We start from the raw sequence: 25,540 nt of genomic DNA, 5'->3' as shown, positions 1-25,540 counted from the left end.
ACGGCATCAACGAGGCTGTGGCGCTGAGCACTTGAGGGCGTTCGGACGGTCTAGCACGGCCGGTGCGCGGCGGCAATGACCGCGCCGGAACGGCGTCCGGAGCCACCCGAAAAACCAATAGGTTGAACTTTGAACTAAATCTGCTACGCTCAATCTCGTTGAACGTTAAATCAACCCTTCGCTACCGAGGAGGAGCCATGGCTCTGTTCACCCGCACCAAGCGCAACGCCGCCCCCGCCGGCGCCACGACCCCCGCTGCCGCCCCGGTGGCGGACCCCGCGCTCGCCGCACTGACCGGCGACTACACCATCGACCCGGCCCACAGCAGCATCGGCTTCACCGTCCGGCACGCCATGGTCACGAACGTCCGCGGCACCTTCGGCGAGCACGAGGGCCGCCTGCGCCTCGACGGCACCGACCCCGCCCGCTCCACCGCCACCCTCGACATCAAGACCGCCGCCGTCGACACCGGCATCGCCGACCGCGACGCCCATCTGCGCGGCGCCGACTTCTTCGACGCCGAGGCCTTCCCGCTGATGAGCTTCCGCAGCACCGCCGCCGAGCAGATCTCCGGCGACCGATTCCGCATCACCGGCGACCTGACCATCAAGGACGTCACCAAGCCGCTCACCATCGACCTGGACTTCCACGGCTCGGCCACCGACGTCTACGGCGCCGAGCGGGTCGGCTTCGAGGGCCGCGCCGAGATCCTGCGCTCCGATTGGGGCCTGACCTGGAACGCCGCGCTGGAGGCCGGCGGCGTGATGGTCAGCGACAAGGTCAAGCTCACCTTCGACATCTCCGCGGTCCGCGCCTGACGGCCGCAGACACAGCGACGCGAGGGCCCCGGCACAGCTGCCGGGGCCCTCGCGTTCCTCCGCGGCGCGGCTCGCGCCCGCGCCCGCGTGCTACTCCTGCGGCTCCACCCCGGCCCGCAGCAGCCCATAGGCGTACGCGTCGTCCAGCGCCTGCCACGACGCCGCGATCACGTTCTCCGCGACGCCGACCGTCGACCACTCGCCCTGCCCGTCACTGGTGGAGACCAGCACGCGGGTGATGGACCCGGTGCCCTGGGCGCCCTCCAGGATGCGGACCTTGTAGTCCACCAGCTCCAGGTGCGCGAGCTGCGGGTAGATCCGCTCCAGGCCCACCCGCAGCGCCCGGTCCAGCGCATTGACCGGGCCGTTGCCCTCGGCGGTGGCGACGATCCGCTCGCCCTTGGCCCACACCTTCACGGTCGCCTCATTGGCGTGCGTGCCGTCGGGGCGGTCCTCGACGATCGCCCGCCACGACTCGACGGTGAAGTAGCGCGGCGCCTTCCCGCCCGACCCGGCCCGCAGCAGCTCTTCCCGCAGCAGCAGCTCGAAGGAGGCGTCGGCGGCCTCGTACGTGTAGCCCGCCAGCTCCCGCTCCTTGACCCGCGCCACGACCCGGCCGACCAGCTCGCGGTCGCCGCTCAGATCGATGCCGAGCTCCTTGCCCTTGAGCTCGATGGACGCCCGCCCGGCCATGTCGGAGACCAGCATCCGCATGGTGTTGCCGACCAGCGCGGGATCGATGTGCTGATACAGATCCGGGTCCACCTTGATGGCGGAGGCGTGCAGCCCAGCCTTGTGGGCGAAGGCCGAGACGCCGACGTAGGGCTGGTGGGTGGAGGGAGTGAGGTTGACGACCTCGGCGATCGCGTGCGAGATCCGGGTGGTCTCGGCGAGCTTGCCCTCCGGCAGGACCCGCCGTCCGTACTTGAGCTCCAGCGCGGCGACGACCGGGAAGAGGTTGGAGTTGCCGACCCGCTCGCCGTAGCCGTTGGCGGTGCACTGGACGTGGGTGGCGCCCGCGTCCACGGCGGCGAGGGTGTTGGCGACGGCACAGCCCGTGTCGTCCTGGGCGTGGATGCCCAGCCGCGCGCCGGTGTCCGCGAGGACGGTCCGTACGACGGCGGTGACCTGCGCCGGCAGCATCCCGCCGTTGGTGTCGCACAGCACCACGACGTCCGCGCCGGCCTCGCTCGCGGTGCGCACGACCTGCTTGGCGTACACCGGGTCCAGCACATACCCGTCGAAGAAGTGCTCGCAGTCCAGGAAGACCCGGCGGCCCTGGGAGCGCAGATAGGCGACGGTGTCCCGCACCATCGCGAGGTTCTCCTCCGGCGTGGTGCGCAGCGCCAGTTCCACATGACCGACATGGGACTTGGCGACCAGCGTGATGACCGGGGCCTGCGAGTCCAGGAGGGCGGCGACCTGCGGGTCGTCCTCGACGCGTACACCGGCCTTGCGGGTGGCGCCGAAGGCGACCAGCTGGGCGTGCCGGAAGTCGATCTCCGTACGGGCCCGCTCGAAGAACTCGGTGTCGCGGGGGTTGGCGCCGGGCCAGCCGCCCTCGATGAAGCCCACGCCGAAGTCGTCCAGGTGCCGGGCGATGGTCAGCTTGTCGCCGACGGTCAGGTTGATGCCCTCGCGCTGCGCGCCGTCGCGCAGCGTCGTGTCGAACACATGGAATTCGTCGGACACGGCGTGTTCGGGTACGTCCGTCATTGCTGGTCTGGCTCCTGTCGGGTCTCGGTCTACCGGAATGACCGGTTCCACCGTCCCTCCATGGTCCCTCGCGCTCCGCCTCCGGCGACGGGTGGGCCGGAAACGAAAAAACCTCTCGCGGGTGCGAGAGGTCTGCGCGCGGGTCTGGGACGACGAGGGCCGCGCCGTACTCGGTTCGTACGGGGCGGTCACTGCGGACCGGCGCGCCTGCTGCCAATAATCATGGCGAACGAGAGCACGGGGGCAGTCTGGCACACCACCGCCCCCGCGGCCCGGCTCGTCTCAGGATGCGAGCAGCGGCTCGTCCTCGGCGGTGCCCTTGGTGGCCTTGCCGCCCTTGCCGACGCGATGCAGATCGATGTCGCGCGTTTCGCGCATCGTCACGTAGACGATCAGCGAAACGGCGGCGCACCCCGCCACGTACCAGTAGTAGCCGGACTCGATGCCGCCGTCCTTGAACCACAGGGCGACATATTCCGCGGTGCCGCCGAAGAGCGCGTTGGCGATGGCGTACGGCAGGGCGACGCCCAGCGCTCGGATGCCGGTCGGGAACAGCTCGGCCTTCACACAGGCGTTGATGGAGGTGTAGCCCGTGACCACGACCAGCGCGAGCAGCGAGAGTCCGAGCGCCGGCCAGAAACTCCCGGCGTGCCGCAGCAGCGTCATGATCGGCACGGTCAGGAACGTCGAGCCGACCGCAAAGGTGATCAGCAGCGGACGCCGGCCGATCCGGTCGGACAGCTTCCCGGCCAGCGGCTGCAGACACATGAAGACGAACAGCGCGCAGAAGCTGACCAGCGAGGCGGTCGGCTTGTCCAGCCCGGCGCTGTTGGAGAGGTACTTGGTGAGGTACGTCGTGTACGTGTAGTAGGCGACCGTGCCGCCCATGGTCAGCGCGATGACCAGGAGCGCCTCGCGCTTGTGGGCCAGCAGCGCCTTGATGGTGCCGCGGTCCGGGTCGGAGTTGGCGCCGTCGTCCTCGGCGTAGACCTCGGTCTCCAGCATGTTGCGGCGCAGATAGAAGACGATGCCGGCCCCGAGCGCCCCCACGATGAACGGGATCCGCCAGGCCCAGCTGTGCAGCGCGTCCTCCGACATGGTGCGCTGGAGCACGATCTGCAGACCGAGGCCGAGCAGCTGCCCCGCGGTCATGGACACGTACTGGAAGCTGGACGCGAAGCCGCGCCGGCCGGGCGCGGACGCCTCCGTCAGATACGTCGCACTGGCCGCGTACTCCCCGCCGACGGACAGCCCCTGAAGCATTCGCGCGATCAGCAGAACGGCCACGCCGCCGTATCCGGCCACGGCGTACGTGGGCGCGACGGCGATCAGGATCGCCGACGCGGACATCAGCGTGACGGTCAGCGTGAGCGCCGCCTTCCGTCCCCGCCGGTCCCCGACCCGCCCCAGCACCCAGCCGCCGACCGGCCGCATGAAGAAGCCCACGGCGAAGATCCCCATGGTGTTCATGAGGTTCGCGGTGTCATTCCCCTTCGGGAAGAACGAGTCCGCGAAATAGACCGCGAAGCTGGCGTAGACGAACCAGTCGAACCACTCGACCATGTTTCCGGCCGAACCCACCCAGATCTTCCGCCAGTTGGCGGTGTCACCGCTCACGTCCCGCTCCCCCGCACCCTGCGCCACGGCAGCCTCCTCATGTCCCCGGATCGATCGACCGACCAGCGGTTACGGTCGCCGATCCGGAGTGTGACTGACAAGAGCACGGCGGGCAACGATCGAGCGTACTTACGTGCTTTGCGTACGCGGCGGGGACAGGCCGCGCCCCGGAACCGGCGACGGCGTACGTGCACGCGGTGGCCGGCCGCTTCGCTACCTGCAGTCGGCGACCCTGGCAACGGGGATCTCCGCCGCCTACGGCGATCACAGCGACTCCATGCCGTACCGGACGCCGGAGGGCAAGCGGGAAACCGTGTACCGGATCTTCATCACGCCGGACATGACGGGCCGGCGCCTGGCGGACGGGGAGGTCAGCGCGCTGCCCAACTATCCGCCGGAGACAGCGAAGTTTCGACGCGGCCTTCGGCCTCTCAGGGGTTCAGCGATTCGTCCAGGAACTCCGCCACATGCCGACCCACCAGTTCCCGGTCGGTGCCCGGCAGGCCCACCACCAGGTGGGTGCCGAAGCCGTCGAGGAGGGCGCGGGTGCGGGTGGCGAAGCGTTCGGGGTCGACGGGGTTGAATTCGCCCTTGGAGGTGCCCTCCACCAGGAGGGCGACGAGGTCGCGGTGCCAGGCGAGTTCGAGGTCGAGCTGGCGTTCGCGGGCGTTGTCGTCGGCGTTCTGGGAGCGGTTCCAGACCTCCAGCCACAGGGTCCAGCGCGGGTCGCGGTGGCCTTCGGGGAGGTAGAGGTCGACGAGGGCGTCCAGGCGTTCGCGGGCCGGGACGCGGCGGGAGAGGGCGGCCCGGCGTTCGGCGCCGAGCTGCTCCTCGCTCCACTGGAGGGTCTGGAGGAGCAGCTCGTCCTTGGTGCCGAAGTAGTACAGGATGTGGCCGCTGCTCATGCCGACCTCGCGGCCCAGGCCGGCCATGGTCAGCCGGTCCAGGCCCTCCGCGGCGATGGTGGCCATCGCCGCGGCGAGCACCTGTTCACGTGGCTGGTTGAGCCGCCGCCGGGGACGGCGCGCAGGTGCGGGACCGGGCACGAGGGGGACCTCCGGGGACGGCGGGGTCTGGCGTGGCTCAGACCTTGGGCTGCTGCTGGGTGATGCAGTGGATACCGCCACCCGCTGCGAAGATCGTACGGGCGTCCACCAGGGTCACGGTCCGGCCGGGGAAGAGGCGGCGGAAGATGGCGGCCGCCTCCTCGTCGCGCGGGTCGTCGAAGGCGCAGAGCACGATGCCGTCGTTGCACTGGAGATGGTTGATGTAGGAGTAGTCGACGAGCTCGCCGTCCTCCTCGATGACGGTGGGCGCGGGGATCTCGACGACCTCCAGCTGGCGGCCCTTGGCGTCGGTCGAGGAGCGCAGCAGCTTGACGATCTCGTTGCAGATCGCGTGGTCGGGGTGGTCCGGGTTGGGCTGGGTGTGGACCATCACGACGCCGGGGCGGGCGAAGGCGGCGACGATGTCGACGTGGCCGCGGGTGCCGAACTGGCCGTAGTCGGCGGCCAGGCCGCGCGGCAGCCAGATCGCCTTGGTGGTGCCGAGGTGTGCGTGGATCTCGGCCTCGACCTCCGCCTGGGAGCGGCCGGGGTTACGGCCCGGGTCGAGCTGGACGGTCTCGGTGAGCAGGACGGTGCCCTCGCCGTCGACGTGGATGCCGCCGCCCTCGTTGACCAGGTCGGTGGCGTAGCGGCGGGCGCCGGCCAGGCCCGCGACCTGCTCGGCGATCTTCTCGTCGAGGTCCCAGCGGGCCCACTCCTGGGCGCCCCAGCCGTTGAAGACCCAGTCGGCGGCGGCGAGGTTGCCCTTGCCGTCGGTGAGGAAGGTGGGGCCGATGTCCCGCATCCAGGCGTCGTTCAGCGGCCGCTCGACCAGCTCGATGTCGTCGCCGAGCAGGGCGCGGGCGCCGTCCAGCTGGCCGGGGCCCGCCACGACGGTGACCGGCTCGTACCGACGGACCGCGCGGGCGACGGTGGCCCAGGCCTCGCGGGCCTCGGCGAGCGTCTCGCCGCCCTCCTCACCGAAGGTGAAGTTGGGGCTGGGCCAGGCCATCCAGGTGCGCTCGTGCGGTGCCCACTCCGGGGGCATGGAGAAGCCGTCGGCGACGGGAGTGTTCATGTGGGGTCCTCGAAAGGTGAGCGGGGCGGGTCGGAGCGGGGGGACGTACCGGCCGTCACGGGGTGACGGCCGGTGCTGTCACAGGAAGTACAGGCGCGACAGCGACACGGTGTCGGCCGGGTCGGAGCGCATCGGGTCGCCGTCGAGGGTGACCAGACCACTGCTGCCGTCCACCTGCACCTGTCCGACGCGGGAGTTGTGGATGAGGTCGGCGGGGCCGATGCCGCGGGTGCCGCGGACGGCGACGCGACGGCGGCGGGTGGGCATGCCGTCCATCCCGCCCTCGGCCGCGGCGCGCGAGACGAAGGCGACGGAGATCTCGGCGGGGGTGGCGCCGTGGGCGCCGAACTGCGGGCCGAGCACCAGCGGTTCGCAGGTGTCGGTGGCGGCGTTCGGGTCGCCGGTGACGCCGTAGGCGGGGAAGCCGGACTTCAGCACCAGCTGGGGCTTTGCGCCGAAGTACCGCGGCGACCAGAGCACGATGTCGGCCATCTTGCCGACCTCGATCGAGCCGATCTCGTGCGAGAGGCCGTGGGCGATGGCGGGGTTGATCGTGAGCTTGGCGATGTAGCGCAGGACGCGGGCGTTGTCGTCGTGGGCTCCGTCGCCGTTCCCCCCGTCATGGGGAAGGAGGGGCCCCAGCTCGGCCTTCATCTTCCCGGCCATCGCGAAGGTACGGCGTACGGTCTCGCCCGCGCGGCCCATGCCCTGGGCGTCGGAGGAGGTGATGCCGATCGCCCCGAGGTCGTGCAGCACGTCCTCCGCGCCCATCGTCCCGGCCCGGATCCGGTCGCGGGCCATCGCCGCGTCACCCGGCAGGTCGGTCTTCAGGTCGTGGACCGAGACGATCATGCCGTAGTGCTCGGCGACCGCGTCCCGCCCGAAGGGGAGAGTGGGGTTGGTGGAGGAGCCGATGACGTTGGGGACACCCGCCATCTTCAGCACGTTGGGGACGTGACCGCCGCCGCAGCCCTCGATGTGGAACGCGTGGATGGTGCGGCCGTCCAGCACCCGCAGGGTGTCCTCGACGGAGAGACACTCGTTCAGGCCGTCGCTGTGCAGCGCCACCTGCACGTCGTGCTCCTCGGCCACGCGCAGCGCGGTGTCCAGGGCACGGGCGTGCGCACCCATGTCCTCATGCACCTTGAAGCCCAGGGCACCGCCCTCGGCCAGCGCCTCGACCAGCGGTGCTTCGCCGGAGGAGGAGCCGCGGCCGAGGAAGCCGATGTTGACCGGCCAGGCGTCGAAGGCGCTGAAGGCGTGGCCGAGCGCCCACGGGGAGTTGACGCCGACGCCCCACACGGGGCCGAATTCCTGGCCGATGATCGTCGTCACGCCGGAGGCCAGGGAGGCTTCCATGACGCGGGGCGAGAGGAGGTGGACGTGGGTGTCGACGGCCCCGGCGGTGGCGATCATGCCCTCACCGGAGACGATGGACGTGCCGGTGCCGACGACGACGTCGACGCCTTCGAGGGTGTCGGGGTTGCCCGCCCGGCCGATCGCGTGGATGCGGCCCTCGCGGATGCCGATGGACGTCTTGCGGATGCCCTGGATCGCGTCGATGACCAGGACGTTGCTGATCACCACATCGCAGGTCTCGCGCAGCGACGCGGCCTTGAGGTGGAGTCCGTCGCGCGCGGTCTTGCCAAAGCCGGCGAGGAATTCGTCGCCGTGCTTCTGGGAGTCGGACTCGACGCGGACGACCAGGCCCGAGTCACCGAGGACGACCCGGTCGCCGGCCCGCGGGCCGTGCACCGAGGCGTACTCCTGAGGGTCGATGCTGCCAGTCACGCCTGCTCCTCCGCTCCCAGGTAACCGCATGCGACGGCCCGCCGCAGCGCTTCTGTCTTTGCTCCCGGTGCATCCAGCGGGCCGTCGACCAGACCGGCGAAGCCGATCGCGATGCGGGCGCCGCCGATCGGGACCAGACCCACCTCGTGGGTGCCGCCCGCGTCGAACCGCTCGGACGAGCCGGCCGGGACGCACAGCCGCATGCCGTAGGCAGCGGCGCGGTCGAAGTCCAGCCGCGGGTTGGCCTCGAAGAAGTGGAAGTGGGAGGTGACGCTGATCGGCACACTCGCGGTGTTGTGGACGGTCAGCGTCACCGCGGGGACCGGCTCGGGGTCGGCGGGGCCGGGGAGCACCGCGCCGGGCACCGCGGTCTCGTCCGCGTCGCCGGCGGGCTCCGCCTCGGGCGCGCCGCCACGGATCGGGTCGGTGACCACCGCGAGGCGGGAGCCGTCGTCGAAGACGGCCTCGACCATCACATCGCCGACCACATCGGCCACGCCCGGCAGCACATCGTCCGGGCCCAGCACGCTGCGGCCCGCCTCGATGGCCTGAGCGAGGCGGCGCCCGTCCCGCGCCGCCTCGCAGACTGTGTCCGCGATCAACGCGGTCGCCTCAGGCACATTCAGCTTCAGTCCGCGGTCGCGGCGAGCGCGCGCCAGCTGTGCCGCATTGAAGAGCAGCAGCCGGTCGCGTTCCGTGGGGGTCAGCCGCATCCCGTCGCACCTCCAGCTCGATGACTTGATTAGAGCACCACTCTAACTCTCAAAAAGTCAAGAAGAAAGCATTGACCTGGAGCCCGTTCATGAGTCACATTGAGCGCTGCTCTAAGTCGAAGGCGTTCGGCGAGCCGCATAGAACGCCACTCAAAGATCCACACATCGATCTCCGGCACGAGCACCACGGCGATCACCACCACAGTGATCGCGAAGAACACCACCCGATACCGCCCGAAACCCCCGGGCGTGCGCCGCTCATGGAGCACTGCACAAAGCAGCCACCGAGCACCGAAATCACACTGTTCCGGCCTCTCAGGGGAGCCTCATGCCGATCGAACAACGCGGAGTCGACACGATCCCGGACGAGGAACGCACCAGCGGTCCTCGAGACCTCATTTCCATCCTGCTCGGCTCGAACCTCGCCCTCGGCGTGGTGATCTTCGGCTGGCTCCCGGTCTCCTTCGGGCTCGACTTCTGGGGTTCGATCAGTTCCCTCGCGGCCGGCACCCTCGTCGGCGCCGTACTGACCGCACCGCTCGCACTCGTCTCGCTGCGCAGCGCGACGAACCTGTCCACCAGCAGCGGCGCGTTCTTCGGCGTCCGCGGCCGGCTCATCGGCTCGATCATCGGGCTGCTGCTCTCGCTCGGCTACACCGCGCTGACCCTGTGGGTCGGCGGCGATGCGATGGTCGGCACCCTGCACCGCCTCGTCGGCCTGCCGGCCGGCGGCGTCTCGTACGCCCTCGTCTACGCGCTGCTGGCCGGCGCCACCGCCGTGGGCGCGGTCTACGGCTACAAGGTGCTGCTGAAGCTGAGCAAGGTGCTCACCATCGGCCTGACGGTCCTGCTCGCGGTCGGCGTGATCGCCTATCTGCCGCACTTCACCACCGCCGCCGTGCACGGCGTCCCCTACGCGCTCGGCGGCTACTGGCAGACCTGGCTGCTGTCCGCGGTCTCCGCCGGTCTGAGCGGCCCGATCGCCTTCATCACCCTGCTCGGCGACTACAGCCGCTACATCTCGCCGCGCCGCCACAGCTCGAAGAAGGTCTTCGGGGCCACGTACGTCGGCCTGGTGCTCGGTCTGCTGGTGCCGCAGCTCTTCGGTACGTTCAGCGCCCTCGCGGTCGGCGCGGGCGACGACTACGCGGGCCCGCTGGTGGCCGGCGCGCCCTTCTGGTACCTCGCGCTGCTGCTGGTCAACGCCTCGGCCGGGTCGGTCGGCAACTCCGGTCTGATGCTCTACAGCATGGGCCTGGACCTGGACGCGATCCTGCCGAAGGCCACCCGTACCCAGGCCACCTACGTCGTCGCCGGGATCTCGACCCTGCTGGTCTTCGCCGGTCACTTCCTGTGGGAGGCGCAGGACGCGATGACGTCCTTCGTCCTCCTGATGACCGCCATCGGCACCCCGTGGGCGGTCATCACCGTGATCGGCTTCGTGCGCTGCCGCGGCAGCTACGACCCGGATTCGCTGCAGGTCTACAACCGCGGCACGGTCGGCGGCGTGTACTGGTTCCGGGCGGGCTGGAACGTCCAGGCCACCATCGCCTGGGCGATCGGCTCGGCGGTCGGTCTGATGGCCGTGGACGTGCCGTTCTACAACGGGCCGCTGCTGGCCTACACGGGCGGTATCGACTGCAGCTTCCTGCTCGCCGCCGCCGTGGCCGCCGTCGCCTACCTGGCTCTCGTCGCCCGCCAGCCGCGCCCGGTCCCGGCGCTCCGGGCCGCTGCCGGGGGCGCCGCGGAGGCCCCCGTGGAGGTCGGCTGAGCCGACGTACACACGACTGAGGCCGCCCCCGACGCGATGTCGGGGGCGGCCTCAGTCGTGTACGGACCGGTACGGGCGGGCGCGGGGCTCAGCCGAGGGGGTGCATCCAGCCGTGCTCGTCCTGGGCGATGCCGCGCTGGATGTCCAGGAGCGTCTCGCGCAGCTTCAGCGTGACCTTGCCGGGCTCGCCGCCGGACTGGGTCCACTCGCCGCCCGCGCTCTTGACCGTGCCGACCGGGGTGATCACGGCGGCGGTGCCGCAGGCGAAGACCTCGGTGAGGGTGCCGTTCTCCGTGTCCGACCGCCACTGGCCGATGGAGACCCGGGCTTCCTCCGCGGCGTAGCCCAGGTCGCGGGCGACGGACAGCAGGGAGTCACGGGTGACACCGGCGAGGAGGGAGCCGGTAAGCGTCGGGGTGACGATCTTGACGCCGCCCGCGGCGTCCTCGTAGACGAAGTAGAGGTTCATGCCGCCGAGCTCCTCGACCCACTTGTGCTCCACGGCGTCGAGGTAGGCGACCTGGTCGCAGCCGTGCACCGCGGCCTCGGCCTGGGCGAGCAGCGATGCGGCGTAGTTGCCGCCGGTCTTGGCGTCGCCCATGCCGCCGGGGACGGCGCGCACCCGGTCCTCGGACAGCCAGATGGAGACCGGCTTGACGCCGCCGGCGAAGTACGCGCCGGCGGGCGAGGCGATGACGACGAAGAGGTACTCGTTGGCGGGCTTCACGCCCAGGCCGACCTCGGTCGCGATCATGAACGGGCGGAGGTAGAGCGACTCCTCGCCGCCGTGCGCGGGCACCCAGTCCTTGTCCTGCTGGACGAGCAGGTCACAGGCCTCGATGAAGGTCTCGACGGGCAGCTCCGGCATGGCCAGCCGGCGCGCCGAGGCCTGGAAGCGCCGGGCGTTGGCGTCGGGGCGGAAGGTGGCGACGGAGCCGTCGGGCTGGCGGTAGGCCTTGAGGCCCTCGAAGATCTCCTGCGCGTAGTGCAGGACGTTGGTCGCCGGGTCGAGGGCGAGCGGCCCGTACGGCACGAGCTGGCCGTCGTGCCAGCCGCGGCCTTCCGTCCACTTGATCGTCACCATGTGATCGGTGAAGTGGCGGCCGAAGCCGGGAGCGGCCAGGATCTGCTCCCGCTCCGCCTGGGACAGCGGGTGCGAGGAGGGCTTGAGCTCGATCGTGGGCGTCGTCATGAATGCGTGTCCTTCACTGCGTGTTCCGCACCGGTGCGGTTGGTGGCGGCCGCGTACGACGGTCTCTTGACGTACCGGTCGTTACTGGGACGTCCGAGTTTCCTCGCGGACGACGGCCCCGCGTCCGATTATCGCTCGGGGGGGTCCGCCGCCGTACACCTGTGCACGGTCTCCGGGTCCGATGGTCGCATCCAACCCGGCGGTAGCACAGGGCGGGACGGCGACCGGAATGCGGACAGCGCCGGAACCCCTCGGGGCCCGGCGCTGTCCGTACTGCCTGATTGCGCTGCTGAGGGCCTCAGCCCGCTACTCGCGCGGCGAGGGCGTCGCCGATTTCGTCCGTGCTGCGGGCCGTGCCGTCCCGGGCCTCCAGGTCGGCCGCGACGGCCTGCTCGATGCGCGCGGCCTCGCTCTCGTAGCCGAGGTGGCGCAGCAGCAGGGCGACGGAGAGGATCGTCGCCGTCGGGTCGGCCTTGCCCGTGCCCGCGATGTCCGGCGCGGAGCCGTGCACCGGCTCGAACATCGAGGGGAACTCGCCGGTGGGGTTGATGTTCCCGGAGGCGGCCAGGCCGATGCCGCCGGTGACGGCTGCGGCGAGGTCGGTGAGGATGTCGCCGAAGAGGTTGTCGGTGACGATCACGTCGAACCGCTCGGGCTGCGTGACGAAGAAGATCGTCGCGGCGTCGACGTGCAGATAGTCGGTGGTGACCTCGGGGTACTCCTTGCCGACCCGGTCGAAGATGTTCTTCCACATGTGGCCGGCGTAGACCAGGACGTTGTTCTTGTGGACGAGCGTCAGCTTCTTGCGGGGGCGGGCGTTGGCGCGCTCGTAGGCGTCCCGGACCACGCGCTCCACGCCGTAGGCGGTGTTGAGGCTGACCTCGGTGGCGACCTCGGCGGGGGTGCCCGTGCGCAGCGAGCCGCCGTTGCCGGTGTACGGGCCCTCGGTGCCCTCGCGGACCACGACGAAGTCGATCTCGGGGCGGCCGGCGAGCGGGGTCGCGGTGTTCGGGAACAGCTTCGAGGGACGCAGGTTGACGAAGTGGTCGAAGGCGAAGCGGAGCTTGAGCAGCAGACCGCGCTCCAGCACGCCGGAGGGGACCGACGGGTCGCCGATCGCGCCGAGGAGGATCGCGTCGTGCTGCTTGAGCGACTCCAGTTCGGCGTCGGGGAGCGTGTCGCCGGTCTCGTGCCAGCGCTTGGCCCCGAGGTCGTACTCCTGGGTTTCCAGCTTGACGTCCTGCGGGAGTACGGAGGTCAGGACCTTCAGGCCCTGGGCCACGACTTCCTGGCCGATACCGTCACCGGGGATCACTGCGAGGCGAATGCTGCGAGACATGTCTGGACCCTACTCTCCGTCCCATTGATTGACACGTAACGTCCGTCATGCGGACACATGGGAATCCGGTCAGCTGCCGTTCATCCGTACGCCCCACTCCGGTCGACGGGCGCTGCGAAATTCAACGGCATGACTGCACCTTCCCAGGGGGCCGGCCCCCAGCCCTCGCACCTCCCCCGCGTCGGTATACCGGAGCGGCTCGCGGCCCGGATGAGCATGCCCGAGCAGCATGAATACCTCCGTACGAAGCTGACCCGCCGCGGTCTGCTGCGGACCTCGGCCGCCGCCGCGGGCGCGGTCGCGGGCTCCGGTCTGCTGGCCGGTTCGGCCCAGGCCGTCTCCCCCACCCTGCTGACGTCGGGCGCCACCGCCGTCGTCGACGGTGCGCTGGTCGCGCCCTTCGGCCGCCACCTGGCCTTCGGCGGCGACCCCAGGACCCAGATGCGGGTGGCCTGGCAGGTGCCGTTCGCGGTCAAGCGGCCGTATCTGCGGGTGGGCCTCAAGCCCTGGGACCTGGGGCGCAAGATCCAGGCCGAGGTGCGCGATCTGCACACCCCCGCGCTCTCCTCGAAGCTGCCGGCCGTCGACCAGTACTACCTGCACGCGGCGCTCGACGGGCTGCAGCCGGGCACCACCTACTACTACGGCGTCGGCCACGACGGCTTCGACCCGGCCGACCCGCGGCACTTCGGCACCGTCGGCACCTTCCGCACGGCCCCGGCCCGCGCGCGGAAGTTCGTCTTCACCGCCTTCGGCGACCAGGGCGTCAGCTATCACGCGCTCGCCAACGACCAGCTGATCCTGGGTCAGGACCCGTCCTTCCACCTGCACGCGGGCGACATCTGCTATGCCGACCCGGACGGCCAGGGCTCCGACCACGACACCTATGACGCCCGCGTCTGGGACCAGTTCCTCGCCCAGACCGAGTCGGTGGCCAAGACCGTGCCGTGGATGGTGACGACCGGCAACCACGACATGGAGGCCTGGTACTCCCCCAACGGCTACGGCGGCCAGAACGCCCGCTGGACGCTGCCCGGCACCGGCCCGGACGCCGAGAACGCCCCCGGCGTCTACTCCTTCACCTACTCCAACGTCGCCGTCGTCGCCCTCGACGCCAACGACGTCTCGTACGAGATCCCGGCCAACCAGGGCTACACCGACGGCAAGCAGACCCGCTGGCTGGACCGCCGGCTGGGCGAACTGCGCGCCATGGACGGGATCGACTTCATCGTCGTCTTCTTCCACCACTGCGCCTTCTCCACCACCAACTCGCACGCGTCGGACGGCGGAGTGCGCGACGCCTGGCTGCCGCTCTTCGAGAAGCACCAGGTGGATCTGGTCGTCAACGGCCACAACCACGTCTATGAGCGCACCGACGCCATCAAGGGCGGCCGGGTCTCGAAGAAGGTGCCGATCGGCGAGCGGGTGGACTCCTCGCGCGAGGGCATCGTCTACGTCACCGCGGGCGGCGCGGGCAAGGCGCTGTACGACTTCCCCGTGCCGGACAGCTACGAGGGCCATGTCAAGGACCTCGACGAGGTGAAGACGTACCACTGGACCAAGGACCGCACCAAGGCCGTGGACACCGTGGAGTGGTCGCGGGTGCGCTACACCGGCTTCTCGTTCCTCGCGGTCGAGGTCGAGCCGGGGCACCGCCCCCGTATGAAGGTCACCGCGCTCGCCGAGTCGGGCGAGCGCGTGGACCACTTCGAGGTGACGCGCTAGGCGCGGCCGCGGGCAGGAGCTGAGCCCTGAGCGCGCCGTGGGGGGCGGGCTCGGGGCATCAGTGCCCCGTGGCGCCGCCGTTGTCGCGGCGGTCGAGCGCCCGCTGGAGGGCGGCCGCGGCGGCCCGGCGGTCGGCTTCGTTGGTCGTACGGGCGGAGTGACGGGTCCTGCGGACGGCGGTCTCGGCCATGATTCACGTCTCCAATGCCAAAGCCCCGAGAGCTTGAGGGGTGCGTCGATGCAGACACGGCCGGAAAGGGCGGGGGCCGCGGCGCGGCAGGGATCACCTGCATGGGCGCGCCGGGCCGCATCCGCCTCGCTCGATCGAGCGATACGTTCGGCTTCTACAAAGCTAGGACAGCTCGGCCGTGATGTCTGCACAATTACTTGGGCTTCCTACTATCTGAGACGGACGCCACTGCGTGGCCTTGGGGCGAGGGGCGCTCGGCCGCCGTTTGCGCCGTTCGAGTGCCGCACATGAGGAAGAACACCGACCCGCGGGCGACGGTTGCCGTGCGGGAGCGGAGCAGCCCGGCCGGCGCAACGCCGACGGCCCGGCACCCCCGTCGAGAGGGTGCCGGGCCGTCGGCGTGTGCGCGGGCCGTCAGCCCATGTGCGGGTACCGGTAGTCGGTCGGCGGCACCAGCGTCTCCTTGATGGAGCGGGTGGACGTCCACCGCATCAGGTTCTGCTTGGCGCCGGCCTTGTCGTTGGTGCCGGATGCGCGGCCGCCGCCGAAGGGCTGCTGGCCGACGACGGCGCCGGTGGGCTTGTCGTTGATGTAGAAGTTGCCGGCCGCGAAGCGAAGCTTTTCGCAGGTGGCGGCGGCCGCGGCGCGGTCCTGGGCGATGACGCAGCCGGTCAGGCCGTAGGCCGAGGCGGACTCCATCTGCTCCAGCATCTCGTCGTACTTCGCGTCGTCGTAGACGTAGACGCCGAGGATCGGGCCGAAGTACTCGTCCTTGAAGATCTCGTTCTCCGGGTCGGTGGAGACCAGGACCGTCGGACGGACGAAGTAGCCGTTGCTGTCGTCGTACGTACCGCCGGCGACGACCTCGACGGTCGGGTCGGCCTTGGCACGGTCGATGGCCGCCTTGTTCTTGGCGAAGGAGCGGTCGTCGATGACGGCGCCCATGAAGTTCGCCAGGTCGCAGACGTCACCCATGGTGAGGGACTCGACCTCGGCGGCGAACTCCTCCTTGAAGCCCGCGTTCCACACGGACGCCGGCACGTAGGCGCGGGAGGCGGCGGAACACTTCTGGCCCTGGAACTCGAAGGCGCCACGGGTCATGGCGGTCTTCAGCACGGCGCGGTCGGCCGAGGGGTGGGCGACGATGAAGTCCTTGCCGCCGGTCTCGCCGACGAGGCGCGGGTAGGTCTTGTAGTTCTCGATGTTGATGCCGACCGTCTTCCACAGGTACTGGAAGGTCTTGGTCGAACCGGTGAAGTGGATGCCCGCCAGGTCGGGGTGGGTCAGGGCCACCTCGGAGAGGTCCTTGCCGTCACCGGTGACGAGGTTGATGACGCCCTTGGGCAGCCCGGCCTCCTCCAGCAGCTGCATCAGCAGCACGGCGGCGTAGGTCTGGGTCGGGGACGGCTTCCAGACGACGACGTTGCCCATCAGGGCGGGGGCGGTCGGGAGGTTGCCGGCGATCGCGGTGAAGTTGAAGGGCGTGATCGCGTAGACGAAGCCCTCGAGGGGGCGGTGGTCGGAGCGGTTCCAGACGCCGGGGGAGTTCGCGGGGGGCTGCTCGGCGAGGATCTGGCGCGCGAAGTGCACGTTGAAGCGCCAGAAGTCGATCAGCTCGCAGGGGGTGTCGATCTCGGCCTGCTGGGCGGTCTTGGACTGGCCGAGCATGGTGGCGGCGGCCATCGTCTCGCGCCAGGGGCCGGAGAGGAGCTCGGCGGCCCGGAGGATGATCGCGGCGCGGTCGTCGAAGGACATCGCGCGCCAGGCGGGGGCGGCGGCCAGCGCGGCGTCCACCGCGTCCTGGGCGTCCTGGACCGTGGCGTTGGCGTAGGTGCCGAGCCGGGCGGCGTGGTTGTGGGGCTGCACGACGTCGAAGCGCTCGCCGCCACCCATCCGCCGCTCGCCGCCGATGGTCATCGGCAGTTCGATCGGGTTGTCGGCCAGCTCCTTGAGCTTGGCCTCCAGGCGGCTGCGCTCCGCGCTGCCGGGGGCGTAGGTGTGAACCGGCTCGTTGACCGGCACGGGGACCTGGGTCACAGCGTCCATGGCGGCGGTGTCTCCTTCGCTGTCGTTCGCGGTGGCGATCGTCGGTGGTGATCGTCGGTGTGCGTACGGAGTCGTACGGCGGTGTACGGGTCGTACGGGGCGTACAGGGGGTCTGCGGTGCGGCCCGGGTTTCCAGCATCCACCCGAACCGGCCGCTATGGGGCGCTCAGCCCCGTGTGGCGAGCGACCTCAGGAAGAACCCCAGGTTCGCGGGACGCTCGGCCAGGCGGCGCATGAAGTAGCCGTACCAGTCGGTGCCGTAGGGGATGTAGACCCGCATCCGGTGGCCCTCGGCGACCAGCCGCTGCTGCTCGGCCTCGCGGATGCCGTAGAGCATCTGGAATTCGAAGTCGCCGGGCTTACGGCCGTTGCGGTGCGCCAGCTCCTGGCCGATGGCGACCATCCGCGGGTCGTGCGAGCCGATCATGGGGTAGCCCTGCCCCGCCATGAGGATCTTCAGGCAGCGGACATACGCCTTGTCGACCTCTCGTTTGTCCTGGTAGGCGACGGTCGCGGGCTCCTTGTACGCGCCCTTGACCAGCCGCACCCGGGAACCTTCCCCGGCGAGGGCGTGGCAGTCGTCCTCGGTGCGGAAGAGATAGGACTGCACCACCGCGCCGGTCTGCGGAAAGCGGGCGCGCAGCTCGGCGAGGATGGCGAGGGTGGAGTCGACGGTGGTGTGGTCCTCCATGTCGAGGGTCACCGTCGTGCCGGCCGCGGCGGCGGCCTCGACCACCGGCGTGACGTTCTTCAGTGCCAGCTCGTGGCCGCCGGCCAGCGCCTGGCCGAAAGCGGAGAGCTTGACGGACATCTCGGCCTTGGTGCCGAGCCCCTGATCCTTGAGCGCCTCGGCCAGCTGGAGGTAGGCGTCGCGGTTGCGCAGCGCCTCGGCCGGATCGGTGATGTCCTCGCCCAGGAAGTCCAGGGTGACCTCCATACCGCGCGCGGCCAGCGACCGTACGACCGTCATGGACTCGGCCAGCCGCTCGCCTGCGATGAAGCGGTCCACCACAGGGCGGGTGACCGGAGCGGCCGCGACGATGCGGCGGATGCTGTCGCTGCGCGCTGCGGCGAGAAGCACGGGACCCAGCATGGGGCACCTCCACGGTTCAGGATGACAAATGCCGGGTGGCCGCCCAGCGGCGGCGCAGCGGCAAGATGAGCCACCTGAAACTTAAGGATCTCGCCATCTTCCGGCCATCGACAGCTGTCACGCCTTCGTGGTCAGGATCTCAGACAGATGTATGAGAATGGTGCTCACACGGGGGCGGCAGAAGCACGGCAACGGGGCACCACACGGGACGCGGCACGGACGGGAAAGGGGCCGGACGGCGGATGCGGGGCGACTACCAGCAGCTCGTGGACGAGATCTCGGCGGCGCTCGGCGCGCCGGCGACGCTGGAGGACCGGGATTTCGGGCTGATCGCCTTCGGGGCGCACGAGGGCGACGACGACGAGGTCATGGACCCGGTACGGACCCGGTCGATCCTCCAGCGCCGGTCGTCGGCGGCCGTACGGGCCTGGTTCGAGGCGTTCGGCATCGCACGGGCCACCACGGCGCTGCGCATTCCGCCGGATCCGGCGGCCGGGGTCTTCCGTGGCCGGATCTGCCTGCCGGTACGCCATGGCGGCATCGTGCACGGCTATGTCTGGCTGCTGGACGACGGGCATCTGACCGATCTGGAGCTGGGCGGCCGCGGCGCGCCCCCGGACCCGCGGATCGCGCAGGCGATGGAGACCGCCGCCCGGATCGGCGCCCTGCTGGCGGACGAGGCCCGCGCCGGGTCCGAACTCGCCGATCTGCTACGGGAGTTGCTGACCTCCGGGCCCGGCGCGCGCGGAGCCGCCGAGGCCGCGCTGCGCGGGGCGCTGCGGGACACCCTCCGCTTCCCGCCGGGGTCGCCGCTCACCCTGGTGGCGGTGCTGCCCTGGGACACCACGGACGCCGAGGCCGCGCCGATGCCCAGCCTGCCGGGGCTGCTCGCGGCCTGTGCGCTGCCCGCGGGCAGCGCTCTGCCGACCACCACCGAGGCCCCGAGGACGGGCACGACGACGGACGGCCGCGCTTCCGGGGCCGCCGACAAGAACGGTGGCACCGGCCTACCGCACCCCGCATCCCCCGCCCCCGCGCTGGCCGCCCTCGTACGTCTGCGCTCGCCCGGCTCGCTCGCCCCGGCCCATACGGTGGCCGAGCAGCTGCTGCGCTCGCCGCGCGCGGGCGCCGCACCGGCCGCCAGGGGCACCGCCGGAGCCACCGGGGCGACCGGGGGCCGCACCGCCGCGCCCCGGCCGCGGGCCGCCGGAATCGGCACCGGGACACAGGAGTTGACCGATCTTCCGGCCGCCTGGCGGCAGGCCCTGGCCGCGGCCCGCGCGGCCCGCGCCGAGCCGCGACTGGGCCCCGTCACCCAGTGGGACACGATCGGCGCCTACCGCCTGCTGACCGCGCTGCCCGCCGTCGCCCCGGACCCGTCCGTCGCCGCGCTGCTGGCCCCCGCGCACACCGAACTCGCCCGCACCGCCGAGGCGTTCCTGGACTGCGCGGGCCAGGCCGGCCGCACCGCCCAGGTCCTGGGCATCCACCGCCAGACGCTCTACTACCGCCTGGGCCGGGTGAAGAAGCTGACCGGCCTCGACCTGGACGAGGGCGAGGACCGGCTGCTGCTGCACATGGCGCTCAAGGCGGCGCGGCTCTGAGCCGGGCGGGCCCCGGCCCCCGCGCGAAAAGGACCTGAGGGAAACACCGTGTGCGTGCTTCCATGGGCGCCATGGTGTCCGCCGACCGTCTCCTCGCCTTCGCGGCCATGTCGTTCCTGCTGATCGTCATCCCCGGGCCCAGCGTGCTCTTCGTCGTCGGACGGGCCCTGGCGCAAGGGCGGCGCGCCGCGCTGACCACCGTCGCGGGGAACACGATGGGCGCCTATGTGCTCGTCGTGGCCGTGGCGCTGGGCGTCGGGGCCGTCGTGGCGCGCTCCGTCGTCGTCTTCACGGCGCTGAAACTGGCCGGCGCCGCCTACCTCGTGTACCTCGGCGTCCGGGCATGGCGGCAACGCGGCTCGTTCCAGGCCGCGTTCACCACCGGCACGGCGGCGCGGGGCGGCCTGCGCACGCTGTGGGAGGGGTTCGCGGTCGGTGTGGCCAACCCCAAGACCATCGTGTTCTTCGCCGCCGTGCTGCCGCAGTTCGTCGACCGCAGCCAGGGGAACGTCACGGCGCAGATGCTGCTGCTCGGGCTGGTCTTCAACGGCATCGCGGTGGCCTCCGACACCGTGTGGGGGCTGGCCGCGGCCACCGCACGGGACTGGTTCGCCCGCTCGCCGCGGCGGCTTTCCCTGGTCGGCGGGGTCGGCGGGCTCGCGATGATCGGCCTCGGCGTCACCGTCGCCGCGACCGGCCGCAAGGACTGACGCCGCCGCCCGGCGCCTACCCCTCGCCCTCCGGCCCCAGCACCTCGCCCGCCGCCACCCTGCGCAGCGCCTCCGCCAGATCGCGGCCGGACGGCAGCGCGTCCGGCCGGACGAGCGACTGCACCATGAGGCCGGTGAGCAGCGCCTGGTAGAAGGAGCCGACCACCCGGGCCGCCTCCGCGTCGACCTCGGTGTCCGGTACCCCTTCGAAGACCGCGACGAGCCCCTCGCCGCCCTCCGGAAGCACCTGGGCGATCGCCTCGCGCAGCCCGGCGTCCCGCGGCAGCAGCCCCAGCACCTCGACCTGTGAGGCGATGAACTCCGGCTCCGTGGCGATGCGTTGCAGGACCTTGCCCCAGACTGCGGCGAACCGCTCCAGCGGCTCAGCCGTCCTGTCGACGTCGCCGGGCATCTCCCCCACCCCGGCACCCCACTCCTCGCTGGAGGCGATGACGGCCTGGCGCATCAGCGCGTCCTTGGAGCCGTAGTGGTATCCGATGGAGGCGAGGTTGGCGCCGGATGCGGCCACGATGTCGCGAGCGGTGGTGCGCGCGTACCCCTTCTCCAGCAGGCACCGTTTGGCGCCTTCCAGAAGATCTTCGCGGTGTCCCATGCGGACAGCCTACCGGCGCGCCATACGCCCGTACCAGACGAATGTCTTATACGTACGTATGTCGCGCTTGGGTCTTCGGGGAGGGACGGCGAGGGAGGGAGCGGGCGGGCGCCGATGACGCGCTCCTCGACGCTCCGCGGACTCCCTCCGGCCCTGCCTGCCCGCCCGCCCGCCTGCCCGCCTGCCCGCCTGCCCGCCTCAGGAAGAATTCCCGGACGGATCCCCCGGCCGGTCCCCCGACGTACCGGCGTCCGGCCCGGACCGGGAAGAGGGACTGTCGGGCCGGCCCGGCCCGTAATGGCGGTAGAGCTCCGCCTCCTCGGAGGGATCGAGGTGACCGTCGGCGTCGATCCGCGGCGCGTTCTTGATCGTCTCCTTGGTGTACGGAACATGCAGCTCGCCGCCCGCCTGCCGGGCCCCGGCAAGCGGCACGAAGGCCTCCCGCATGCCGAACAGCCCGGTGCGCACGGTGATCCACTCGGGGGCCTCGGTGGCGTCGTCCCGGTAGACCTGCTGGACGCGGCCGACCTTGGAGCCCTGGATATCGATCACGGTCAGGCCGGTCAGCCCCTGAGGGGCGTCACCCTTGTCGCCCTGCGGTGCGTTCATGGCGCGTCCTCTCCTTCCGGTCCTTCCGGTCCTTCCGGTCGTTCCGCGCGCCGCCCTGGGCACGCGCACCTCCCATTGCGCGTCGCGAAGACACCCGCAGCGACTCGGGAGGACCGGGAATCGGCGGGCCCGAAGCCGCCGGGACGGCGCTGACGCCGCGCCCGCCCGCGGGGCCGGGCACCCCCTCGCTACGCCGTTCGAGTGACGGGCGAAAGCATCCGCCCGGGCGGCGCGGGCGGCACCCGTCTGCCGCCCTCTCCCCCGGGCCGACCCGTCACGCAACGGGGCCCGGCCCCCGCCGAAGCGAGGGCCGGGCCCGGTGAGCTGCGAAAACCGGGGGATCAGCCGAGGTTGACGGCGCGCACGGAGGTGGCGCCGATCTCCTGCTCGATCTCGGCGAGCACGGCCGCCGGGATCGTGTCGTCGACGGTCAGCGCGACCAGCGCCTCGCCGCCGACGGTCTCCCGCGAGACCTGCATGTTGCCGATGTTGATGCCCGCCTCGCCCAGGATCTTGCCGACGGTGCCGACGACGCCGGGGCGGTCGCTGTAGCGCAGGAACGCCATGTGGTCGGCGAGCGCCAGGTCGACGGAGTGCTCCCCGACCGCGACGATCTTCTGGATGTTCTTGTTGCCGGCGAGCGTGCCGGAGATCGACACCTCGTCGCCGCCCGCGAGCGTGCCGCGCACCGTCACCACGTTGCGGTGCTCGGGCGACTCGCTGCTGGTCGTCAGCCGCACCTCGACGCCGCGCTCCTGCGCGAACAGCGGGGCGTTGACGTACGACACCGTCTCGTCCACGACATCCTCGAACACGCCCTTGAGCGCGGAGAGTTCGAGCACCTTGACGTCGTGCTGGGTGATCTCGCCGTACACCTCGACGTCGAGCCGCAGGGCCACCTCGCCGGCCAGCGCGGTGAAGATCCGGCCCAGGCGCTCGGCCAGCGGCAGCCCCGGCTTGACGTCCTCGACGATCACACCGCCCTGGACGTTGACCGCGTCCGGCACCAGCTCACCGGCGAGCGCCAGGCGCACCGACTTGGCGACCGAGATACCGGCCTTCTCCTGCGCCTCGCCCGTCGACGCACCGAGGTGCGGGGTGGCGACGACCTGGTCGAACTCGAAGAGCGGCGAGTCCGTGCAGGGCTCGGTCGCGTACACGTCCAGGCCCGCGCCGGCGACCCGGCCCTCCTTGAGGGCGGTGGCCAGGGCGGCCTCGTCCACGATCCCGCCGCGCGCGGCGTTGACGATCCGGACCGACGGCTTGACCTTGTGCAGCGCCTCGTCGCCGATCAGACCGACCGTCTCGGGGGTCTTGGGGAGGTGGACGGTGATGAAGTCCGCGACCTCCAGCAGCTCGTCGAGGGTGAGGAGCTTGACGCCCATCTGCGCGGCGCGGGCCGGCTGGACGTAGGGGTCGTAGGCGACGACCTTCATCCCGAAGGCCGACATGCGCTGGGCGACCAGGACGCCGATCCGGCCGAGGCCGACCACGCCGAGGGTCTTCTCGCTGAGCTCGACGCCGGTGTACTTGCTGCGCTTCCACTCGCCGTTCTTCAGGGCGGTGTTGGCCTGCGGGATGTTGCGCGCGGTGGCGACCAGCAGACCGCAGGCCAGCTCGGCGGCGGTGACGATGTTGGAGGTCGGGGCGTTGACGACCATCACGCCGGCCTTGGTGGCGGCGGAGACGTCGACGTTGTCCAGGCCCACGCCGGCGCGGGCGACGACCTTCAGCTTCTTGGCGGCGGCGATGGCCTCGGCGTCGACCTTCGTCGCGCTGCGCACGAGGATGGCGTCGACATCGGCGATCGCGGGCAGCAGCTCGGCGCGGTCCGCGCCGTTGCAGTGCCGGATCTCGAAGTCGGGCCCGAGGGCGTCGACGGTGGCGGGCGACAGCTCTTCGGCGATGAGTACGACGGGTTTCGAGCTCACGTGGTCTTCAGTCCTCACTAGTCCTTCGCGGACGGCCGTCCCGACGGCCGAAGGCGGTGAAGGGGGAAAGCCGCGTGGAAGACGCACGACGTTGTGAGCCTGACGCGCTTGTTGGGTTTGAGTGTAGTGGCGCGTGGGGACGCAGCCTGCGCCGAAGCGGAAGGATCACCCGTGCGGGCTTCTACGCGGTGGACAATGCGGCGCCGCCGCCTGGACGTACGGGCCGCACCGGTACGGACGAGGGGGCCGCGGCCTGCGCCGCGGCCCCCTGTCCGGTGGGCTTATGCCTCGTTGTCGTCGACCCAGCTCATCAGCTTGCGCAGCTTCTTGCCGGTGGTCTCCAGGAGGTGGTCCTCGTCGGCCTTCTTGTACTCGTTGTACTTCGGCAGACCGGCGTTGTACTCCGCCATCCAGTTGTTGGCGAAGGTGCCGTCCTGGATCTCGGCCAGGACCTTCTTCATCTCGGCCTTGGTGGCGTCGGTGATGATGCGGGGGCCGGTGACGTAGTCGCCCCACTCGGCGGTCTCGGAGACCGACCAGCGCATCTTCTCCAGGCCGCCCTCGTACATCAGGTCCACGATCAGCTTGAGCTCGTGGAGGCACTCGAAGTACGCGATCTCGGGCTGGTAGCCCGCCTCGACCAGGGTCTCGAAACCGGCCTTGACCAGCGCCGAGGCGCCACCGCACAGGACGGCCTGCTCACCGAACAGGTCGGTCTCGGTCTCCTCGGTGAACGTGGTCTTGATGACGCCGGCGCGGGTGCCGCCGATGCCCTTGGCGTACGAGAGCGCCAGCGCGAAGGCCTTGCCGGACGCGTCCTGCTCGACGGCGGCGATGCACGGCACGCCGCGGCCTTCCTCGTACTGGCGGCGCACCAGGTGGCCGGGGCCCTTGGGGGCGACCATGCAGACGTCCACGCCGGCCGGGGCCTTGATGAAGCCGAAGCGGATGTTCAGGCCGTGGCCGAAGAACAGCGCGTCGCCGTCCTTCAGGTGGTCCTTGATGGACTCCTCGTAGACCTTGGCCTGGATCGGGTCCGGCACCAGGATCATGATGACGTCGGCCTCCGCGGCCGCCTCGGCGGGCGTCACCACGCGCAGGCCCTGCTCCTCGGCCTTGGCCTTGGACTTGGAGCCCTCGTGCAGACCGACCCGCACGTCGACGCCGGAGTCACGCAGGGACAGCGCGTGCGCGTGGCCCTGGCTTCCGTAGCCGATGACCGCGACCTTGCGGTTCTGGATGATGGACAGGTCGGCATCGTCGTCGTAGAACAGCTCGGCCACTTGGGGTATCTCCTTGGATGTAGCTGGTTGCCCACACAGTATGTCGGGCGGGGTGCGGAAGGTTGGGGGGTCTCGGCATGCGGTCCGGGTGAACCGCGGCGAGGTCAGGCCGTACGGTCCAGGGCGCGCAGCGAACGGTCCGTGATGGAGCGGGCGCCACGGCCTATGGCGATCGTGCCGGACTGCACCAGCTCCTTGATGCCGAACGGCTCCAGCATCTTGAGCATCGCCTCCAGCTTGTCGCTGGACCCGGTGGCCTCGACGGTGACGGCCTCCGGGGAGACGTCCACGGTCTTGGCGCGGAAGAGCTGGACGATCTCGGTGATCTGCGAACGGGTCTCGTTGTCCGCGCGGACCTTGACGAGGACCAGCTCGCGCTGGACGGCGGTGCCCGGCTCCAGCTCGACGATCTTCAGGACGTTGACGAGCTTGTTGAGCTGCTTGGTGACCTGCTCCAGCGGCAGCGACTCGACGCTGACCACGATGGTGATGCGGGAGATGTCGGGGTGCTCGGTGACACCGACCGCGAGGGAGTCGATGTTGAAGCCGCGGCGCGAGAACAGCGCGGCGATCCGGGCCAGGATGCCGGGGGTGTTCTCCACCAGGACGGAGAGCGTGTGCTTGGACATTCGTCTTCTCTCTTCTTCCGTGCGTC

General features: G+C 70.8%; 21 protein-coding genes. 5 read left to right on the top strand and 16 right to left on the bottom strand.

Features of this window, described 5'->3' with window-relative positions; translation table 11 throughout:
- Positions 1–197: 197 nt before the first annotated feature.
- Positions 198–818 carry a YceI family protein gene (locus tag AC5677_RS27565; RefSeq protein WP_497190617.1) on the top strand — a complete coding sequence of 207 codons (621 nt, stop codon included), beginning with the start codon at positions 198–200 and terminating at the stop codon, positions 816–818.
- 90 nt (positions 819–908) lie between these two features.
- Here AC5677_RS27565 and cimA read toward each other — a convergent pair whose 3' ends face one another.
- The 6 genes from cimA to ureA form a co-directional block, all read right to left on the bottom strand.
- On the bottom strand, positions 909–2,534 hold the full coding sequence (gene cimA / locus AC5677_RS27560) for a citramalate synthase (RefSeq protein ID WP_497190616.1): 1,626 nt from the start codon (positions 2,532–2,534) through the stop codon (positions 909–911).
- 282 nt (positions 2,535–2,816) lie between these two features.
- On the bottom strand, positions 2,817–4,097 hold the full coding sequence (locus tag AC5677_RS27555; protein WP_497196779.1) for an MFS transporter: 1,281 nt from the start codon (positions 4,095–4,097) through the stop codon (positions 2,817–2,819).
- 485 nt (positions 4,098–4,582) lie between these two features.
- Complete coding sequence (locus tag AC5677_RS27550) at positions 4,583–5,197, bottom strand: TetR/AcrR family transcriptional regulator (protein WP_497190615.1); 615 nt, start codon at positions 5,195–5,197, stop codon at positions 4,583–4,585.
- 37 nt (positions 5,198–5,234) lie between these two features.
- Positions 5,235–6,275 (bottom strand): agmatine deiminase family protein, encoded by a 1,041-nt coding sequence (locus AC5677_RS27545; protein WP_497190614.1) that lies wholly within the window; start codon positions 6,273–6,275, stop codon positions 5,235–5,237.
- Between the two features lie 78 nt (positions 6,276–6,353).
- Positions 6,354–8,096: an urease subunit alpha gene (locus AC5677_RS27540; protein WP_497190613.1), complete on the bottom strand. Its 1,743-nt coding sequence runs from the start codon at positions 8,094–8,096 to the stop codon at positions 6,354–6,356.
- A complete protein-coding gene (gene ureA / locus AC5677_RS27535; protein ID WP_497190612.1) occupies positions 8,063–8,779 on the bottom strand; it encodes an urease subunit gamma in 717 nt (238 codons plus the stop codon). Before ureA ends, AC5677_RS27540 begins: the two co-directional genes overlap by 34 nt.
- 328 nt (positions 8,780–9,107) lie before the next feature.
- On the opposite strand from ureA, the gene AC5677_RS27530 reads away from it, so the two are divergent.
- A complete protein-coding gene (locus AC5677_RS27530; protein WP_497190611.1) occupies positions 9,108–10,550 on the top strand; it encodes a cytosine permease in 1,443 nt (480 codons plus the stop codon).
- 88 nt (positions 10,551–10,638) lie between these two features.
- Here the strand turns inward: AC5677_RS27530 and AC5677_RS27525 are convergent, their stop codons facing one another.
- Entirely contained in the window at positions 10,639–11,742 is a 1,104-nt protein-coding gene (locus tag AC5677_RS27525) for a branched-chain amino acid aminotransferase (RefSeq protein WP_497190610.1), read from the bottom strand.
- A 298-nt stretch (positions 11,743–12,040) separates the two neighbouring features.
- Entirely contained in the window at positions 12,041–13,081 is a 1,041-nt protein-coding gene (locus AC5677_RS27520; RefSeq protein WP_497190609.1) for a 3-isopropylmalate dehydrogenase, read from the bottom strand.
- A gap of 129 nt (positions 13,082–13,210) precedes the next feature.
- Between AC5677_RS27520 and AC5677_RS27515 the strand changes: the two genes are divergently transcribed.
- A complete protein-coding gene (locus AC5677_RS27515) occupies positions 13,211–14,806 on the top strand; it encodes a purple acid phosphatase family protein (RefSeq protein WP_497190608.1) in 1,596 nt (531 codons plus the stop codon).
- A 58-nt stretch (positions 14,807–14,864) separates the two neighbouring features.
- Here AC5677_RS27515 and AC5677_RS27510 read toward each other — a convergent pair whose 3' ends face one another.
- The 3 genes from AC5677_RS27510 to AC5677_RS27500 form a co-directional block, all read right to left on the bottom strand.
- Complete coding sequence (locus AC5677_RS27510; protein WP_403502025.1) at positions 14,865–14,996, bottom strand: hypothetical protein; 132 nt, start codon at positions 14,994–14,996, stop codon at positions 14,865–14,867.
- Between the two features lie 414 nt (positions 14,997–15,410).
- Positions 15,411–17,042, bottom strand: a complete 1,632-nt coding sequence (gene pruA, locus AC5677_RS27505) for an L-glutamate gamma-semialdehyde dehydrogenase (RefSeq protein WP_497190607.1) — start codon at positions 17,040–17,042, stop codon at positions 15,411–15,413.
- 166 nt (positions 17,043–17,208) lie between these two features.
- Entirely contained in the window at positions 17,209–18,135 is a 927-nt protein-coding gene (locus tag AC5677_RS27500) for a proline dehydrogenase family protein (RefSeq protein WP_497190606.1), read from the bottom strand.
- 242 nt (positions 18,136–18,377) lie between these two features.
- On the opposite strand from AC5677_RS27500, the gene AC5677_RS27495 reads away from it, so the two are divergent.
- Positions 18,378–19,739 (top strand): PucR family transcriptional regulator, encoded by a 1,362-nt coding sequence (locus AC5677_RS27495; protein WP_497190605.1) that lies wholly within the window; start codon positions 18,378–18,380, stop codon positions 19,737–19,739.
- Between the two features lie 71 nt (positions 19,740–19,810).
- Positions 19,811–20,449 carry a LysE family translocator gene (locus AC5677_RS27490; RefSeq protein WP_497196778.1) on the top strand — a complete coding sequence of 213 codons (639 nt, stop codon included), beginning with the start codon at positions 19,811–19,813 and terminating at the stop codon, positions 20,447–20,449.
- 16 nt (positions 20,450–20,465) lie between these two features.
- On the opposite strand, the gene AC5677_RS27485 is transcribed toward AC5677_RS27490, so the two are convergent.
- The 5 genes from AC5677_RS27485 to ilvN form a co-directional block, all read right to left on the bottom strand.
- Positions 20,466–21,062: a TetR/AcrR family transcriptional regulator gene (locus tag AC5677_RS27485; protein ID WP_497190604.1), complete on the bottom strand. Its 597-nt coding sequence runs from the start codon at positions 21,060–21,062 to the stop codon at positions 20,466–20,468.
- A gap of 198 nt (positions 21,063–21,260) precedes the next feature.
- A complete protein-coding gene (locus AC5677_RS27480) occupies positions 21,261–21,671 on the bottom strand; it encodes a PRC-barrel domain-containing protein (protein ID WP_497190603.1) in 411 nt (136 codons plus the stop codon).
- Positions 21,672–22,012: 341 nt separating this feature from the next.
- Positions 22,013–23,602, bottom strand: coding sequence for a phosphoglycerate dehydrogenase (gene serA, locus AC5677_RS27475; RefSeq protein ID WP_497190602.1), 1,590 nt, complete (start codon positions 23,600–23,602; stop codon positions 22,013–22,015).
- Positions 23,603–23,883: 281 nt separating this feature from the next.
- Positions 23,884–24,885: a ketol-acid reductoisomerase gene (gene ilvC, locus AC5677_RS27470; RefSeq protein WP_497190601.1), complete on the bottom strand. Its 1,002-nt coding sequence runs from the start codon at positions 24,883–24,885 to the stop codon at positions 23,884–23,886.
- A 104-nt stretch (positions 24,886–24,989) separates the two neighbouring features.
- Positions 24,990–25,514, bottom strand: coding sequence for an acetolactate synthase small subunit (ilvN, locus tag AC5677_RS27465; protein ID WP_497190600.1), 525 nt, complete (start codon positions 25,512–25,514; stop codon positions 24,990–24,992).
- Between the last annotated feature and the right edge of the window lie 26 nt (positions 25,515–25,540).

This window comes from Streptomyces sp. JLSY215, from assembly GCF_059682825.1.
The sequence above is the reverse complement of the archived record's forward strand: the minus strand, read 5'-3'. Positions and strand labels throughout refer to the sequence as shown.

What these genes read in the sequence shown, in the direction of transcription:
- cimA (WP_497190616.1), bottom strand. Translation starts at nt 2,534, where the DNA reads ATGACGGACGTACCCGAACACGCCGTGTCCGACGAATTCCATGTGTTC.
- AC5677_RS27555 (WP_497196779.1), bottom strand. Translation starts at nt 4,097, where the DNA reads ATGGTCGAGTGGTTCGACTGGTTCGTCTACGCCAGCTTCGCGGTCTAT.
- AC5677_RS27545 (WP_497190614.1), bottom strand. Translation starts at nt 6,275, where the DNA reads ATGAACACTCCCGTCGCCGACGGCTTCTCCATGCCCCCGGAGTGGGCA.
- AC5677_RS27485 (WP_497190604.1), bottom strand. Translation starts at nt 21,062, where the DNA reads ATGGGACACCGCGAAGATCTTCTGGAAGGCGCCAAACGGTGCCTGCTG.
- ilvN (WP_497190600.1), bottom strand. Translation starts at nt 25,514, where the DNA reads ATGTCCAAGCACACGCTCTCCGTCCTGGTGGAGAACACCCCCGGCATC.
- AC5677_RS27490 (WP_497196778.1), top strand. Translation starts at nt 19,811, where the DNA reads ATGGTGTCCGCCGACCGTCTCCTCGCCTTCGCGGCCATGTCGTTCCTG.
- AC5677_RS27525 (WP_497190610.1), bottom strand. Translation starts at nt 11,742, where the DNA reads ATGACGACGCCCACGATCGAGCTCAAGCCCTCCTCGCACCCGCTGTCC.
- pruA (WP_497190607.1), bottom strand. Translation starts at nt 17,042, where the DNA reads ATGGACGCTGTGACCCAGGTCCCCGTGCCGGTCAACGAGCCGGTTCAC.
- AC5677_RS27515 (WP_497190608.1), top strand. Translation starts at nt 13,211, where the DNA reads ATGACTGCACCTTCCCAGGGGGCCGGCCCCCAGCCCTCGCACCTCCCC.
- AC5677_RS27500 (WP_497190606.1), bottom strand. Translation starts at nt 18,135, where the DNA reads ATGCTGGGTCCCGTGCTTCTCGCCGCAGCGCGCAGCGACAGCATCCGC.
- AC5677_RS27520 (WP_497190609.1), bottom strand. Translation starts at nt 13,081, where the DNA reads ATGTCTCGCAGCATTCGCCTCGCAGTGATCCCCGGTGACGGTATCGGC.
- ureA (WP_497190612.1), bottom strand. Translation starts at nt 8,779, where the DNA reads ATGCGGCTGACCCCCACGGAACGCGACCGGCTGCTGCTCTTCAATGCG.
- AC5677_RS27540 (WP_497190613.1), bottom strand. Translation starts at nt 8,096, where the DNA reads ATGCGGTTACCTGGGAGCGGAGGAGCAGGCGTGACTGGCAGCATCGAC.
- AC5677_RS27530 (WP_497190611.1), top strand. Translation starts at nt 9,108, where the DNA reads ATGCCGATCGAACAACGCGGAGTCGACACGATCCCGGACGAGGAACGC.
- AC5677_RS27495 (WP_497190605.1), top strand. Translation starts at nt 18,378, where the DNA reads ATGCGGGGCGACTACCAGCAGCTCGTGGACGAGATCTCGGCGGCGCTC.
- AC5677_RS27565 (WP_497190617.1), top strand. Translation starts at nt 198, where the DNA reads ATGGCTCTGTTCACCCGCACCAAGCGCAACGCCGCCCCCGCCGGCGCC.
- AC5677_RS27480 (WP_497190603.1), bottom strand. Translation starts at nt 21,671, where the DNA reads ATGAACGCACCGCAGGGCGACAAGGGTGACGCCCCTCAGGGGCTGACC.
- AC5677_RS27510 (WP_403502025.1), bottom strand. Translation starts at nt 14,996, where the DNA reads ATGGCCGAGACCGCCGTCCGCAGGACCCGTCACTCCGCCCGTACGACC.